General features: G+C 69.5%; 8 protein-coding genes. 4 read left to right on the top strand and 4 right to left on the bottom strand.

Annotation, left to right across the window (positions count from 1 at the left end):
* Positions 1–107 precede the first annotated feature (107 nt).
* The 3 genes from gltB (at position 108) to ACE3TE_RS04980 (ending at position 7586) form a co-directional block, all read left to right on the top strand.
* Entirely contained in the window at positions 108–4574 is a 4467-nt protein-coding gene (gene gltB, locus ACE3TE_RS04990; protein WP_374602755.1) for a glutamate synthase large subunit, read from the top strand.
* Positions 4571–5974: a glutamate synthase subunit beta gene (locus ACE3TE_RS04985; protein ID WP_374602754.1), complete on the top strand. Its 1404-nt coding sequence runs from the start codon at positions 4571–4573 to the stop codon at positions 5972–5974. The genes gltB and ACE3TE_RS04985 overlap by 4 nt, the downstream gene beginning before the upstream one ends.
* A 124-nt stretch (positions 5975–6098) precedes the next feature.
* Positions 6099–7586 (top strand): AAA family ATPase, encoded by a 1488-nt coding sequence (locus ACE3TE_RS04980; RefSeq protein ID WP_374602753.1) that lies wholly within the window; start codon positions 6099–6101, stop codon positions 7584–7586.
* Positions 7587–7612: 26 nt separating this feature from the next.
* On the opposite strand, the gene ACE3TE_RS04975 is transcribed toward ACE3TE_RS04980, so the two are convergent.
* From ACE3TE_RS04975 to ACE3TE_RS04965, 3 genes are all read right to left on the bottom strand, one after another.
* Positions 7613–8587 carry a hypothetical protein gene (locus ACE3TE_RS04975; protein WP_374602752.1) on the bottom strand — a complete coding sequence of 325 codons (975 nt, stop codon included), beginning with the start codon at positions 8585–8587 and terminating at the stop codon, positions 7613–7615.
* Positions 8588–8662: 75 nt separating this feature from the next.
* A complete protein-coding gene (locus ACE3TE_RS04970; protein WP_374602751.1) occupies positions 8663–9568 on the bottom strand; it encodes an AEC family transporter in 906 nt (301 codons plus the stop codon).
* 18 nt (positions 9569–9586) lie between these two features.
* Positions 9587–10264: a putative 2OG-Fe(II) oxygenase gene (locus ACE3TE_RS04965; RefSeq protein WP_374602750.1), complete on the bottom strand. Its 678-nt coding sequence runs from the start codon at positions 10262–10264 to the stop codon at positions 9587–9589.
* Between the two features lie 35 nt (positions 10265–10299).
* Here ACE3TE_RS04965 and ggt point away from each other — a divergent pair, with 35 nt between their 5' ends.
* Positions 10300–12039, top strand: coding sequence for a gamma-glutamyltransferase (gene ggt / locus ACE3TE_RS04960; protein ID WP_374602748.1), 1740 nt, complete (start codon positions 10300–10302; stop codon positions 12037–12039).
* A gap of 54 nt (positions 12040–12093) precedes the next feature.
* Here the strand turns inward: ggt and ACE3TE_RS04955 are convergent, their stop codons facing one another.
* Positions 12094–14937: an ATP-binding protein gene (locus ACE3TE_RS04955; protein ID WP_374602746.1), complete on the bottom strand. Its 2844-nt coding sequence runs from the start codon at positions 14935–14937 to the stop codon at positions 12094–12096.
* Positions 14938–14944 lie beyond the last annotated feature (7 nt).

The following is a 14944-nucleotide window of genomic DNA, read 5'->3' as shown; positions in this document are numbered from 1 at the left end:
GAAGGCCCACTCTACCCCGGCCGGCACGGCCTGGGAACGCCAGCCGAGCAGAAACTCTAGGCGAGTGTGTGAGGTTTGAGGAATCCATCGGTTTCCGTGGGGGGCGCATGCGCACATCGCCAGCCCCGGGGCTGTATTCCCCGGCGTTCGAGCACGACAGCTGCGGCTTCGGCCTGGTGGCGCGACTCGACGACCGCCCGCAGCGGGCCATCGTGGACGCGGCGCTGGTCGCGCTCGACCGGCTGACGCACCGCGGTGCGGTCGCCGCCGATGGCCGCAGCGGCGACGGCTGTGGCCTGCTGCTGCGCCGGCCCGACGCCTTCCTGGCCGCGATTGCCGCCGAAGCCGGCCTGGACTGGCGCGCCGGCGATGCCTGCGGCCTGGTCTTCCTGCCCGACGACGATGCCGGCGAGGCGCGCTGCCGCGGCGCCCTGGCCGACGCGCTGCAGGCCCGGGGCCTGGTCGTGGCCGGCTGGCGCCAGGTGCCGGTGGACGAATCAGCCTGCGGCGAGGTGGCCCGGCGCGGGCTGCCGCGATTGGCCCATGTCTTCGTGCATGCGCCCGGCGAAGGCGACGCCACCGGTTTCGAACGCCGGCTGTTCCTGGCCCGCCGCCAGGCCGAGCGCGAACTGGCCGGCCAGCCCGGTTTCTACGTCGCCAGCCTGTCGGCGGCGACGCTCTCCTACAAGGCCATGGTGCTGCCGTCGGCGCTGCCGGCGCTGTTTCCGGACCTGGCGCGCGCCGACCTGGCCAGTTCGGCGGTGGTGTTCCACCAGCGTTTTTCCACCAACACCGCGCCGGCCTGGGCCCTGGCGCAGCCCTTCCGGGTGCTGGCGCACAACGGCGAGATCAACACCATCGCCGGCAACCGCTGCTGGGCCCTGGCCCGCGCCGCCCACTGGCGCACGCCGCACTTCGACCTGGCGGAACTGCAGCCGCTGGTGTCGCTGCAGGGCTCGGATTCGCAGAGCCTGGACAACATGCTCGAGCTGCTGCTGATGGGCGGCATGGACCTGCTGCAGGCGATGCGCCTGCTGGTGCCGCCGGCCACCGCCTCGCTCGAATACAAGGACCCGGACCTGGCGGCGTTCTACGAATACCACGGGCTCTCCAGCGATCCCTGGGACGGCCCGGCCGGCATCGTGATGTGCGATTCGCGCTACGCCGCCTGCACGCTCGACCGCAACGGCCTGAGGCCGGCGCGCTGGCTGCTCACCGACGACCAGGTGCTGGTGGTCGCCTCGGAAACCGGCGTCTGCGACGTGCCCGATGCCTCGGTGGTCGCGCGCGGAAGGCTGGGCCCCGGCGAGATGCTGGCGGTGGATTTCGCGCGCGGCCAGCTGCTGGGCAGCGAGGACATCGACGCCATCAACAAGTCGCGGGCGCCCTACAAGGCCTGGCTCAAGCAGGGCGTCGAATACCTGTCCACCAGCCTCGTCGACCCTTCACTGGCGGCCGAACCGATGGACCCGGCGACGCTGCGGCGTTTCCAGGTGCTGTTCCAGCTGACCCGCGAGGAGCGCGAAGCCGAACTGCGCGTGCTGGCCGAAACCGAACAGGAAGCCACCGGCTCGATGGGCGACGACACGCCGCTGGCGGTGATGTCGCACTTCATCCGGCCGGTGCACGACTATTTCCGCCAGGCCTTCGCCCAGGTCACCAATCCGCCGATCGACCCGCTGCGCGAAGAAGTGGTGATGTCCCTGGCCACCCAGATGGGCCCGGAGGGCAACGTCTTCGAGGACACGCCCGGCAACGCCGTGCAGGTGCTGCTGAACTCGCCGGTGCTCAGCCAGCGCAAGCTGCGGCAGCTGCTGGCGATGCCGCGTTTCGCCGATAGCCACGTGCTGCTCAGGCTGAACCTGGGCGACGGTGAGTCGCTGGAACAGGCCCTGCACCGCCTTCGCGACGAGGCTGAAGCCGCCGTCCGCGGCGGCGCCGCGATGGTGCTGCTGACCGACCGCTACCCGGAGCCGGGCCAGGCCGTGGTGCCGGCCCTGCTGGCCACCGGCGCCGTTCACCACCACCTGGTCGCCACCGGCCTGCGCTGCCGCGCCAACGTAGTGGTGGAAACCGGCGCCGCCCGCGGCGCGCACGCCATCGCCTGCCTGGTGGGCGTCGGCGCGACGGCGGTGTATCCCTACCTGGCCTACCAGACCATCGCCGCGCTCGGTCGCTCGGGCGTGGTCGCCGGCAAGATCGGCAATGCGCCGGCCGAACTGGGCCGCAGCTACCGGCGCGGCATCAAGAAGGGCCTGCTGAAGATCCTGTCGAAGATGGGCATCAGCACCATCGCCAGCTATCGCGGCGCCCAGCTGTTCGAAATCGTCGGCCTGGCCGACGAGGTCGTGTCGCTGTGTTTCCCGGGCGTGCCCAGCCGGATCCAGGGCGCGGGTTTCGCCGAACTCGAGGCCGGGGCGCGGGAGCTGGCGGCGCAGGCCTGGTCGCCGGCGCCGGAGCTGTCGCCGGGCGGCCGGCACAAGCTGGTCGTCGGCGGCGAAAGCCACATGTTCAATCCCGACGTCATCAACAGCCTGCAGCAGGCGGTGCGCAGCGGCGACGCCGCCGATTACCGCCGCTACGCCGACCACGTCGACGGGCGCGCGCCGGCGGCACTTCGCGACCTGCTGCAGCTGCGCGAGGTGGACACGCCGCTGCCGCTGGATTCGGTCGAATCCATCGAGGCCATCCTCGCGCGCTTCGATTCGGCCGGCATGTCGCTGGGCGCGCTGTCGCCCGAGGCGCATGAAGCGCTGGCGATCGCGATGAACCGGCTGGGCGGGCGCTCGAACTCCGGCGAGGGCGGCGAAGACCCGGTCCGCCACGGCACCGAGAAGCGCAGCAAGATCAAGCAGGTCGCCTCGGGCCGATTCGGCGTGACGCCCGAGTACCTGGTCAATGCCGAGGTGCTGCAGATCAAGATCGCCCAGGGCGCCAAACCCGGCGAAGGCGGCCAGCTGCCCGGCCACAAGGTCAACGCCACCATCGCCGCGCTGCGCCACGCGCGCCCGGGCATCGGCCTGATCTCGCCGCCGCCGCACCATGACATCTATTCGATCGAAGACCTCGCGCAGCTGATCTTCGACCTCAAGGAAGTGAACCCCACGGCGCTGGTGTCGGTGAAGCTGGTCTCGCATGCCGGCATCGGCACGATCGCCGCCGGCGTCGCCAAGGCCTACGCCGACCTGATCACCGTCTCGGGCCACGACGGTGGCACCGGCGCCTCGCCGCTGTCTTCGATCCACCACGCCGGCACGCCCTGGGAACTGGGCCTGGCCGAGGTGCAGCAGACGCTGCGCCTGAACCGCCTGCGCGGACGCGTGCGCCTGCAGGTGGACGGTGGCCTCAAGACCGGCCGCGACGTGGTGAAGGCCGCGATCCTGGGCGCGGAAAGCTTCGGCTTCGGCACCACGCCGATGGTGGCGCTGGGCTGCCGCTACCTGCGCATCTGCCATCTCAACAACTGCGCCACCGGCGTCGCCACCCAGGACCCGCGCCTGCGCGCCAACCATTTCATCGGCCTGCCGGAAATGGCGATGAACTTCTTCCGCTTCGTCGCTAACGACGTGCGCCAGTGGCTGGCGCGGCTGGGCGTGGCGCGGCTGGAAGACCTGATCGGCCGCACCGACCTGCTTGAACGCCTGCCGGGCGACACGCCCCGCCAGCAGCGGCTCGACCTGGACCCCATCCTTCAGGCCGCGCGCGGCGAAGGCGACGCCGCGCGGTCCTGCCAGCAGGCGCGCAACCCGCCACGCGACACCGGTGAACTGGCTGCGCGCATGCTCGACGAAACCCGCGCCGCGCTGCAGGCCGGCGCCGGCGGCGAATTCGCTTTCACGGTGCGCAACCGCGACCGCAGCCTCGGCGCCCGTCTGTCGGGCGAAATCGCGCGCCTGCACGGCAACCAGGGCATGGCCGACGCACCGCTGGAACTGAAGCTGTCCGGCCACGCCGGGCAAAGCCTCGGCGCCTGGAACGCCGGCGGGCTGCACATCGAGCTCACCGGAGACGCCAACGACTACGTCGGCAAGGGCATGGCCGGCGGCCGCATCGTGCTGCGTCCGTCCGCGGACGCGCGCTATGTCGCACGCGACGCACCGATCATGGGCAATACCTGCCTTTACGGCGCCACCGGCGGCGAACTGTTTGCCGCGGGCCGCGCCGGCGAACGGTTCGCGGTGCGCAATTCCGGCGCGCTGGCGGTGGTCGAGGGCGTGGGCGACCACGGCTGCGAGTACATGACCGGCGGCGTGGTCGCGGTGCTGGGCCGCACCGGCCTGAACTTCGGCGCCGGCTTCACCGGTGGCCTGGCCTACGTGCTCGACCTCGACCGCGATTTCGTCGACCGCTACAACCACGAACTGGTGGACGTGCACCGCATCACGCCCGAAGGCATGGAACACCATCGCCACCACCTGCGCTGTCTGCTGCGCGACCACGCCGGCCACACCGGCAGCGCCTGGGCGTCGCGGCTGCTGGAAGATTTCCGCGACGTCGCCGGCAGGTTCTGGCTGGTCAAGCCCAAGGCGGCGTCGCTCGAACAGCTGGCCGACGAACTGCGGCGGGCGGCATGAAGGCCCGGCCCTTCCAGTTCCTCGAGGTGCCGCGCCGGTTGCCGCGCGAACTGCCGGCGAACGTACGGGTGCTGGGCTGGCAGGAGATCCACGCGGGCTTCGAGGCCGAAGGCGCTGCCGAACAGAGCGCACGCTGCCTGGACTGCGGCAATCCCTACTGCGAGTGGAAGTGCCCGGTGCACAACCCGATCCCGGACTGGCTGGCGCTGGTGCGCGAGGGCCGGCTGTTCGAGGCGGCGGAGCTGGCGCATTCGACCAACCCGCTGCCGGAGGTCTGCGGCCGCGTCTGCCCGCAGGATCGCCTGTGCGAGGGCAGCTGCACGCTGAACACCGGCTTCGAGGCGGTGACGATCGGCTCGATCGAGAAATACATCGTCGACGAAGCCTTCCGGCAGGGCTGGCGCCCCGACCTGTCGGCGGTGCCTACCAGCGGGAAGCGCGTGGCGGTGATCGGCGCCGGACCTGCGGGCCTCGCCTGCGCCGATCGGCTGGCGCGCGCCGGCATCGAGGCGCATGTGTTCGACCGCCATGCCCAGATCGGCGGCTTGCTGAGTTACGGCATCCCGGCCTTCAAGCTTGAGAAGTCAGTAATGGACCTGCGCCGCATGGTGCTGGAGGAGATGGGCGTGCGCTTCCACCTGGGCGTCGAGGTCGATGCCACGCTGGCGGGCGAGCTGCTGCGCGATTACGACGCGATGTTCCTGGGCACCGGGGCCACCACGCCGGTGGACGCCGGCCTGCCGGGCCAGGACCTGCCCGGCGTACTGTCGGCGCTGCCCTTTCTTGTAGCGAATGCGCGCCGGCAGCGCGGTGAAAAACACGAGGGCGACGTGCCCTTCGCGCTGGCCGGCCGGCGCGTGCTGGTACTCGGCGGCGGTGACACGGCAATGGACTGCGTGCGCTCGGCGGTGCGCCTGGGCGCCGCCCAGGTCACCTGCGCCTACCGTCGCGGCGAAGCCGACATGCCCGGTTCGGCGCGCGAGGTGAAGTACGCCCGCGCCGAGGGCGTGCAGTTCCTGTTCCACCGCCAGCCGCTGGCGATCGAAGGCGAAACGTCGGTGACCGGCGTGACGCTCGCCGCCACGCGAGCCAGCAGCGGCCGGGCCGGATCGGTGGAGCTGGTGCCGGGCAGCGAGGAAACGATCGCCGCCGACGTCGTCATCCAGTCCTTCGGCTTCCGCCCCAGCCCGGCGCCGTGGTGGCCCGACTGTGGCATCGAACTCGACTCCCGCGGCCACGTCGCCACCCGCGGCGCAGCCGGCGCCACCTCGCATCCGAAGATCTTCGCCGGCGGCGACAACGTCCGCGGCGCCGACCTCGTTGTCACCGCCGTCTACGACGGCCGCGAAGCCGGTACCGCCATCGCCCGCCAGCTGCTGCGCACCGCCAGCTCCTTGTAGGAGCGCCTTCAGGCGCGAATCTTCTGACTTTGCCTTTGACAAGGAAGGATTCGCGCCTGAAGGCGCTCCTACAAGGGATTGCGATCGCTCTGGTATCGTTTGTTCCCTTCGAAGGAACCCACGAATGAGTGAGCTGCAGGACCTGACTTCGCTGGTGCGCGCGAACACGGCGCTGATCGTCATCGAGACGCCCGACGAGGTCCGCGTGGTGGACCTGTTCCGGCACCTGCTGATGAACGTCTGGCGGCCGCTGTACCGCTGGTCGATCACCGAAGGCCTGCGCCGCGTGGACCTGGACGGCGAAGACCCGCCGATCGCGCCGCCCGACGCCACCGGCACCCTGCGCGCGATCCGCGGCCTCGACCAGCGCAGCGTCTGCCTGCTGCTCGATTTCCATCCCTACCTCGGCTACGCCACCACCCAGCGCCTGCTGCGCGAAACCATGGAACGCCGCGGTAGCCTCGGCCACACCCTGGTTCTGGTCGGCGCGAAGATCGAACTGCCGCCCGACCTCGAACACCACGCCGTGCGCTTCTCGCTGCGCCTGCCCGATGAAAACGCGCTGCTAAAGGCCGTGAAGGACGAAGCCGCGCTGTACATGCGCGAACACGGCGGCAAGCGCGTCGAGGTCGACCAGGACGCACTCAGGGCCATCGTGCGCAACCTGCGCGGCCTGTCGCTGACCGAAGCGCGGCGCCTGGCCCGGCACCTGATCTTCACCGATGGCGCGCTGCAGGCGAGCGACCTGCCCGAGCTGGCCAAGCTCAAGTTCGAGATGCTCAACAAGTCGGGCCACCTGCATTTCGAATACGACACCGCGCAGTTCGCCGACGTCGCCGGGCTGACGCGCCTGAAGGCCTGGGTGAACCAGCGCCGCACTGCGTTCACCGCCGAAACGCTGCCGCCGGGCCTGGACCCGCCCAAGGGCATGCTGCTGCTGGGCGTGCAGGGCTGCGGCAAGTCGCTGGCGGCCAAGGCGGTGGCCGGCGGCTTCGGCGTGCCGCTGGTGCGGCTGGATTTCGGCACGCTGTACAACAAGTACCACGGCGAAACCGAAAAGAACCTGCGCGACGCGCTGGCCTCGGCCGAGCAGCTTTCACCCTGCGTGCTGTGGATCGATGAACTGGAGAAAGGCCTGGCCGCGTCCGGCAGCAGTGAGGACGGCGGCGTCTCCCGCCGCGTGCTGGGTTATTTCCTGACCTGGATGGCCGAGCGCAAGTCCAAGGTGTTCCTGGTCGCCACGGCCAACGCGGTCAACGACCTGCCGCCGGAGCTGCTGCGCAAGGGCCGCTTCGACGAGATCTTCTTCGTCGACCTGCCCGACCATGCCGCACGCGCCGAGATCTTCCGCCTGCATCTGGAAAAGCGCGAAGTGGATTGGGAAGGTTTCTCGCTGGACGCCCTGGCCACGGCCGCGGACGGATTCTCCGGCGCCGAGATCGAACAGGCCGTCGTCAGCGCGCTCTATTCCGCACACGCAGACGGCGTACCCGTCGACGAAGCGCGCGTGGTCGCCGAAGTCGGCGCCACCCGCCCGCTGAGCGTACTGATGGCCGAACAGGTCAACGCCCTGCGCGCCTGGGCCCACGGCCGCACCGTCCCGGCCGACTAGCGTGCCCCTTGTGGGAGGGACTTCAGCTACGGCTGCCAATCCGCCGGCGGCTCGACGGGGCGTCCCATGACGCGTGCGGCGTAGCGCAGCGCCGAGAATTCACCCTCGCTCGCGAAGAGGTCGAAGTATTCGCCCGTCTCGCTGTCGTCCAGATCCTGGTCAAACCGCGCCATGGACGACTGCAACCACCGCGACTGCCGCTCCAGCGTGTTCGCCCTCTCCAGCTCGGCGGGGCTTCCGACCTTCTTGAGCACGGCGATGGCGATTGAACGATCAATCAGCAGCGTGCTGCTTTCCGCCATGTGCAGGGCGACTCGGGCGCACAGCCTGCGCCTTTCTTCCCCGGCGTCCTCGCAGGCTCGCACAAACTGCTGGTAACCGGGCAAGGCAATCGCCGCCGACAAGGCCATGGCCATCACGCCCGCCGCCCCCTTCGGCCCGTACTCAAGCTCCGGATGATCCCAAAGCACCTCCGGCACCTGGCGATAGCGTTCGTAGAGGGAGGTGAAAACGGGGATCGCGGACGGCGTGAAATGCGATGAATCGAGCATCTTCAGCGCATGGCGCTCAAAACCATCGTCGTCATTTTCCTGGGCCGCTTGAGACATCAGGATGAAATGGTGATAGCCGTTGTCACCGTCGAGTTGTTCGATCCGGGCCCACACCTGTCCGCAATCTTCCCGCGTGACGGAGTAGCCGAAACAATTGCTCAGGGTGGCCAGCAGCACGGGATCGTCATTCATCCCGGCGTCGACCCGCGCCTGCAGTTCGTCCCGGGTCTCCGACAGATCCTTTCGAAGGCCGGGATCCAGTGCCGGGTCGTCCGCCTGCAAGGCTCCGTCCATCATCTTCACCAGATAGGCGTCCGATACGAGGTCGCCGGGTGCCTTCGCCGCCGCCAGCTGCACCCGGGCGTTCATCAGGTTGCCTTCTGCATCCCGGGCGCCGGCCGTCGGGGCCAGGGACAGCGTGAGCAGGAAAAGAGCGAGTGACTTGTGCATGCGTTTACTCCCGGAGCTCTTGAATTCGTCGGTTCCGAAGACATCGGGACTGAAGTCCCTCCCACGGGGATGGCCTCAGACCTGCGTCAGCAGCCACGCCCATGCAGGCAAGGTGGCCAGTGAAAACAAGATGCCATAGCCCACCAGCGCCGAGGCCAGGCCGGGGGCCAATCTGTGCGATATCGCTAACGCCGCGGCGGTGATCATTGGTGGCATCGCCGATTCAAGCACCACGGTGTCGTGGGCGACGGCGTCGAGCGGCAGCCAGCTGACCATCAGCAGCGCCAGCGACGGCATCAGCACCAGCTTCAGGCCCAGGCCGGCCGCCAGTGGCTTGAGTTCGTCGCGCGGCAGTTTCAGCTTCAGGCCCAGGCCGATCGCCAGCACCACCAGCGGCAGCAGTGCGTCGGCGAGCCGCTGCAGGCCACCGGCGATCCATTCCGGCGGATCGACCGGCATCAGCGTCAGGCCGAACACCATCGCCAGGAAGGGCGGGAAGGTGACGATGCGGCGCGCGATGTCTCGCCAGGTCGGTTCGGCGTCGCCGCCGTAACGTGCCAGCACATACAAGCCAAACGTCGAGAGGATGAGAAAGGCACCGAACTGGTCGTAGATCACCGCATAGGGCAAGGCGTCTTCGCCCAGCAGCGCGCGGACCAGCGGATAGCCGAGGAAGCTGGTGTTGCCCAGCGCGACGCAGAGCAGCAACACGGCGTGTTCGTCGCGGCGCAGGCGCAGCAGGCGGGTGGTGAGGCCAACGAGCACGACGGTCGCGCCCAGCAGCGCCCAGGGCACGGCGGCCACCGCGAGCACGTCGGGCCCGAGCTCCAGCCGCGGCGCATAACGCAGCACCGCCGCCGGCAGGCAGACGTAGAGCACGACCTTGTTCAGAACCTCCGGCGCGTTGTCCGGGAAAGTTCGCAGGTGCTGGAACAGCATGCCCAGCGCCAGCATCGCCAGGATCAGCCAGAAGGCGGCCATCCGGGCCGGGGTTCCGTATCAGCCCAGGGGCACGTCGGCCGGGCGCGCGCCCTCGACCGCGAAGCGTGCATTGAAGGCGACGGTGATGCGTTCGCTGGTGCCTTCGTACGGCAGCACTTCGTGCAGCAGCCAGGACGGGAACAGCACCAGCTGCCCGGGCTCGAGCCGCAGCATGCGCGGGCTGAGCGCGTAGGGCGGCTTCATGCTGGCCAGGGCCATGTCCAGGAACATCGAGCCGGCGCCGTTGGGGTTGATGAAGGTCAGCAGGCCGCTCTGGGAGTTCGGGTCGTCGTCCTCGTGCTTGACGCAGTACACGCCCGACCACGAGTGCATCGCATGGTTGTGCGCGCCGAAGTAGCCCCCGCGCCGCGCGATGTGGAACCAGGACTCGACCGAGATGTGCAGCTTCTGCAGCGTCGCCTGGTCGTAGCCGTTGAGCTCGCCGATGGCCCGGTAGAGGTTGCGGTAGCAGAAGGTGCGCAGGGTCGCGATGCAGGACTGCGGCCAGTCGAACAGGCGGAAGTTGCTCTCGAACAGCGCCGTGTTGCGGTACACCATCGGCTCCGGGTTGCGGTACTTGTCACCCTGAGCCTCCTTCTCGAGGAACAGTTCGCGCAACTGAGCGTTCAGCGCTTGGCAGTCATCGAGCTTGGCGATGACGAGCGGGACGGCAAAGGCCGGGGTAATCTGGAACACGTTTCGCCTCGCTCGGCGCCACTTAGGGGATGCCCATGAAAGCCGCAAATCGATTCATCGTCAACGCGCTGGCCGGCGCCCTGCTGGTTCCGGCGCTGGCGACGGGCGCCGACCGGATCACCGGGGCGCCGTTCGCCACCCGTTCCGTGGTCTACGCGCCCGAGGCCATGGCGGCCACCTCCCACCCCCTGGCGACGCAGATCGCGCTGGACGTGATGAAGCGCGGCGGCAGCGCCGTGGACGCCGCCATCGCCGCCAACGCCGCGCTGGGCCTGATGGAACCGACAGGCAACGGCATCGGCGGCGACCTGTTCGCCATCGTCTGGGACCCGAAGACGCAGAAGCTGCACGGCTACAACGGCTCCGGCCGCTCGCCGAAGGGCCTGAGCCTCAAGTGGTTCCAGGACAACGGCCACGCGTCGGTGCCCTCGCACGGGCCGCTGCCGGTGACGGTGCCGGGCACCGTGGACGGCTGGTTCGCCCTGCACGGCCGCTTCGGCCAGCTGCCGATGGCCGAGGTGCTGGCGCCCACCGTGCGCTACGCGCGTGAAGGCCATCCGGTGCACGACACCATCGCCTATTACTGGAACCGCAGCGTCCCGGTGCTTTCGAAGTGGCCCGGTTTCAGCGAGCAGTTCACCATCGACGGCCGCGCGCCGCGCACCGGCGAGCTGTGGAAGAACCCGAACCTGGCCAATACGCTCGAGACGATCGGCCGCGAGGGCCGCGACGCCTTCTACAAGGGCGACATCGCCCGCACGATCGACGCCTATTTCCGAGAGCACGACGGTTTCCTGCGCTACGAGGACCTGGCCGCGCACCAGGGCGAATGGGTCGAGCCGGCCAGCGCCAACTATCGCGGCGTCGATGTCTGGGAACTGCCGCCGAACGGCCAGGGCATCGCGGCGCTGCAGATCCTGGAGATCCTGGAAGGCTACGACTTCTCGAAAATCCCTTTCGGCAGCGCCGAGCACGTGCACCTGTTCGTCGAAGCCAAGAAGCTGGCCTTCGCCGACCGCGCACGCTGGTATGCCGATCCCGACTTCTTCCCGGCGCGTGACGGCAACCGCGAACAGGCCGCGAAGCTGGTGCGCGAACTGATCTCGCCGGAGTACGCCGCCAAACGCCGCGCCCTGATCAACCCCGACCGTGCCGCGAAGTCGGTCGACGCCGGCATCCTGCAGCACGGCGACACCATCTACCTGACCACCGCGGACAAGGACGGCATGATGGTGTCGCTGATCCAGTCGAACTACCGCGGCATGGGCAGCGGCATGGCGCCGCCTGGACTGGGCTTCATCTTCCAGGACCGCGGCGAACAGTTCGTGCTCAAGGCGGGGCACCCCAACAGCTTCGCGCCGGGCAAGCGGCCCTTCCACACCATCATCCCGGCCTTCATCACGAAGGATGGCAAGCCCTGGGTCAGCTTCGGCCTGATGGGCGGCGCGATGCAGCCGCAGGGCCACGCGCAGATCGTGATGAACCTGGTGGACTTCGGCATGAACCTGCAGGAAGCCGGCGACGCGCCGCGCATCCAGCACGACGGCAGCACCGACCCGGCCGGCCAGGCCGCCGAAATGAACGACGGCGGCGTGCTCAACCTCGAAACCGGTTTCCCCTACGAAACCATCCGCGCGCTGATGCGCAAGGGACATCGCATCGAGTTCGCCGACGGCCCCTACGGCGGCTACCAGGCGATCGCGCGCGACCCGGAAACCGGGGTGTATGCGGGCGCGTCGGAGAGCCGCAAGGACGGGCAGGCGGCTGGGTACTGATCGGGGCCGGGATTGGGGACGGGTGCAATTTCCTACGGAAATTGCACCCGTCCCCTAGCCGATGTGGCGGCGCAGGCGTTCCACCGCCGTCGCCACGTCGGCGCAGGCCGGCAGCACCTGCGCCCAGTCGGCTGACTTGGCCGCGGCTTCCGCCGCCAGCGCCGCCTCGGCCAGCGGCCCGGCACCGACCAGGCGGGCGGCGCCCTTGATCTTGTGGGCCTGGCGCGCCAGCGCCGCCAGGTCGCCGGCGGCGCGCGCGGCGTCCAGCCCCTGCAGGTCCTGGGCCGTCGTGGCCATGAAGTCATCGAGCAGCGCCCTGGTTTCCGCCGGGTCGCCGCCGGTCAGCGGCGCCAGCACTGCGGGATCCAGGGGCAGGGGATCGCCCGACACCTGCGGCAGCGGCGTGCCCGGCCGGACGTCGGCGGCCAGCGGGATCGTATGCGGCAGCCAGCGCTGCAGGGTCGCCACCAGTTCGGGAATCGACACTGGCTTGGCCAGGTAGGCATCCATGCCCGCCGCCAGGCAGCGTTCGGCCTCGCCTTTGAGCGCCGCGGCGGTCAGCGCGATCACCGGCGTGTGCCTGAGGTTCCTCGCGGCTTCCTCCGCACGCAGCGCGCGGGCGAACTCGTAGCCGTCCATCACCGGCATGTGCACGTCCGACAGCACCAGGCCGTAGCGGCCGCTGCGCCAGGCGTCCAGGCCCTTCTGGCCATCTTCGGCGCTCTCGCTGGCGTAACCGGCCAGGGCCAGCTGGCGGGCGACCACCAGGCGGTTGGTCGGATGGTCGTCGACGATCAGCACCAGGCTGCCCTCGGCCCGCGCCTGCTCGACGTCGGGCAAGGGTCGGGCCAGGAAACCCTGCGTGGGATCGGCCGGCGCCTCGGGTTCAAGCTCCGATTCCTGGCCGCGCGGCAGCACCAGGTCCAGGCACAGGGTGGTGCCGGCGCCGGGCGTGCTCTGCATGCTGATCTCGCCGCCCATCAGCTCGGCCAGGCGCCGCGAGATCACCAGGCCCAGGCCGGTGCCGCCGTAGCGACGCGTCGTGCTGCCTTCGGCCTGCGAAAACGGCTGGAACAGTCGCGCCTGCTGCTCGGGCGTGACGCCGATACCGGTGTCGGTGATGCGGAAACGCAGGCGGTCGCCGTCGCCTTCCCGTCCCTTCCATTCCAGCGCCGCCTCGACCATGCCCTTTTCGGTGAACTTGATCGCGTTCGAGAGGAAATTGGCCAGCACCTGGCGCAGGCGCAGCCCGTCCGCCCGGTGCGCCGGCCCGACCCGGTCGTCGATCTCGCACAGCAGCACCAGCCCCTTGCTCGACGCCGAGCCGCTGAAGTTCGCCACCGTCGACTGCAGCAGCCGCGGCAGCGACACCGTGGTCGGCGACAGCTCCAGCCGGCCGGCCTCGACCTTCGAGAAGTCCAGGATGTCGCCGATGATCTGCAGCAGCGAACGCGCGGACTGCTGGATGACCGCGATCGTGCGCCGCTGGTCTTCGTCGAGCTGGCTGTGCGAGAGCACTTCGAGCATGCCGGTGACGCCGATCATCGGCGTGCGGATCTCGTGGCTCATCGCGGCGACGAAATTCGACTTGGCTTCGCTGGCTTCCAGGGCGCGGGTTTCGCTGGCACGCAGGCGCTGTTCGAGCAGCTTGATCTGGGTGAGGTCGGTGCCGACGGCCAGGTAGCCGACGGTCTTGCCGGTGGCGTCGCGCACCGGCGACGTGGCCAGCAGCACCGGAACCGGCTTGTCGTCCTTGCCGATGAAGTCGAGCTCCATCGGCTCGGGCGCCTGGTCGATCAGCAGCGGGAACAGCCGGGCGTCCACCGGCACCGCCTTGTCATGCGCCGCGGTCAGGCCGGCGGCCAGCCGCTGCAGGTCGGCCTCGCTGACCAGCCGGTCGAGCCCCGCGCGGCCGACCATCTGCTCTGAGCGATGGCCGGTGAGCCGTTCGGCCTGCGGATTGAAGCTGGTGAACCGGCCGTCGGTATCCATCGACATGATCGCCACGCGCGCGGCCGCGAACAGCGAACGCTGGAACATGTCGCGCTCGATCAGCGCGGTGCGCACCTGTTCGTTGCGCGCGAGCTGTTCGTTGAGCTCGGCCTCGAACTTGCGCACGTCGTCGCGCATTTCCAGGAACGCGGCCATCACGTCACCCAGCTCGCCCGAGGGCGAATAGCGCGGCACGCCCTGGTAGTCGTGCCGGCGCATCTGCTGGGCCAGCGCGGTCAGCGATTCCACGCCCTTGTAGATGTTGCGCAGCAGCTTGCGGCCCACCAACGCCACCACCAGCAGGGTGGCGAAGCTGAGCAGCGTGCGCAGCCAGGCGGTGCGCTGCGCGCGCGCGGCCTGGGCGCGCACCTTCTGTTCGGCCTCGATCATCTCCAGGTCGCCCAGGTACTTCATGCGCGAGGTCACCGGATCGATCGCCGGGTAGAGTTCGGTGTCGGCGAAACGCGCCAGGCCGACGATGTCCTTCTGCACCAGGGTCTGGCGCAGGGTTTCGGCGGCGGTGTCGGCGCGAAGTTTCGAGCGCTGCACCTGGGCGAAGACCTGCGCCTGCTCCTCGGTCAGCGGCATCGACTCCAGCGCCTGCCAGTGGTCGCGGATGCGCAGCCGGGCATGGTCGACCACCTGCAGGCCTTCCTCCCAGCTGATCAGGTGGTTGCGGACGCGGAAGGTGGTGTCGACGATGTCCATGCCGTAGGCGTCGGACACCGCCTTGATGCGGCGCAGGCCGGCGAGGGATTCGTCCTTGAGTTCAAGCAGGGCGGCCTGGTTCTGCTGGCGTTCGTATTCGTCCAGGGCCAGCACCGCGGCGCCGGTGAGCAGCAGCAGCCCGAACAGCCCCAGCAGCTGCAGCCGGATGCCGAAACGGGGCCGTCCGGGGGCTGCCATGCGCGCC

The organism is Arenimonas sp., assembly GCF_041919775.1.
Classification (GTDB): domain Bacteria; phylum Pseudomonadota; class Gammaproteobacteria; order Xanthomonadales; family Xanthomonadaceae; genus Arenimonas.
This window is presented reverse-complemented; position numbering and strand designations above follow the sequence as displayed.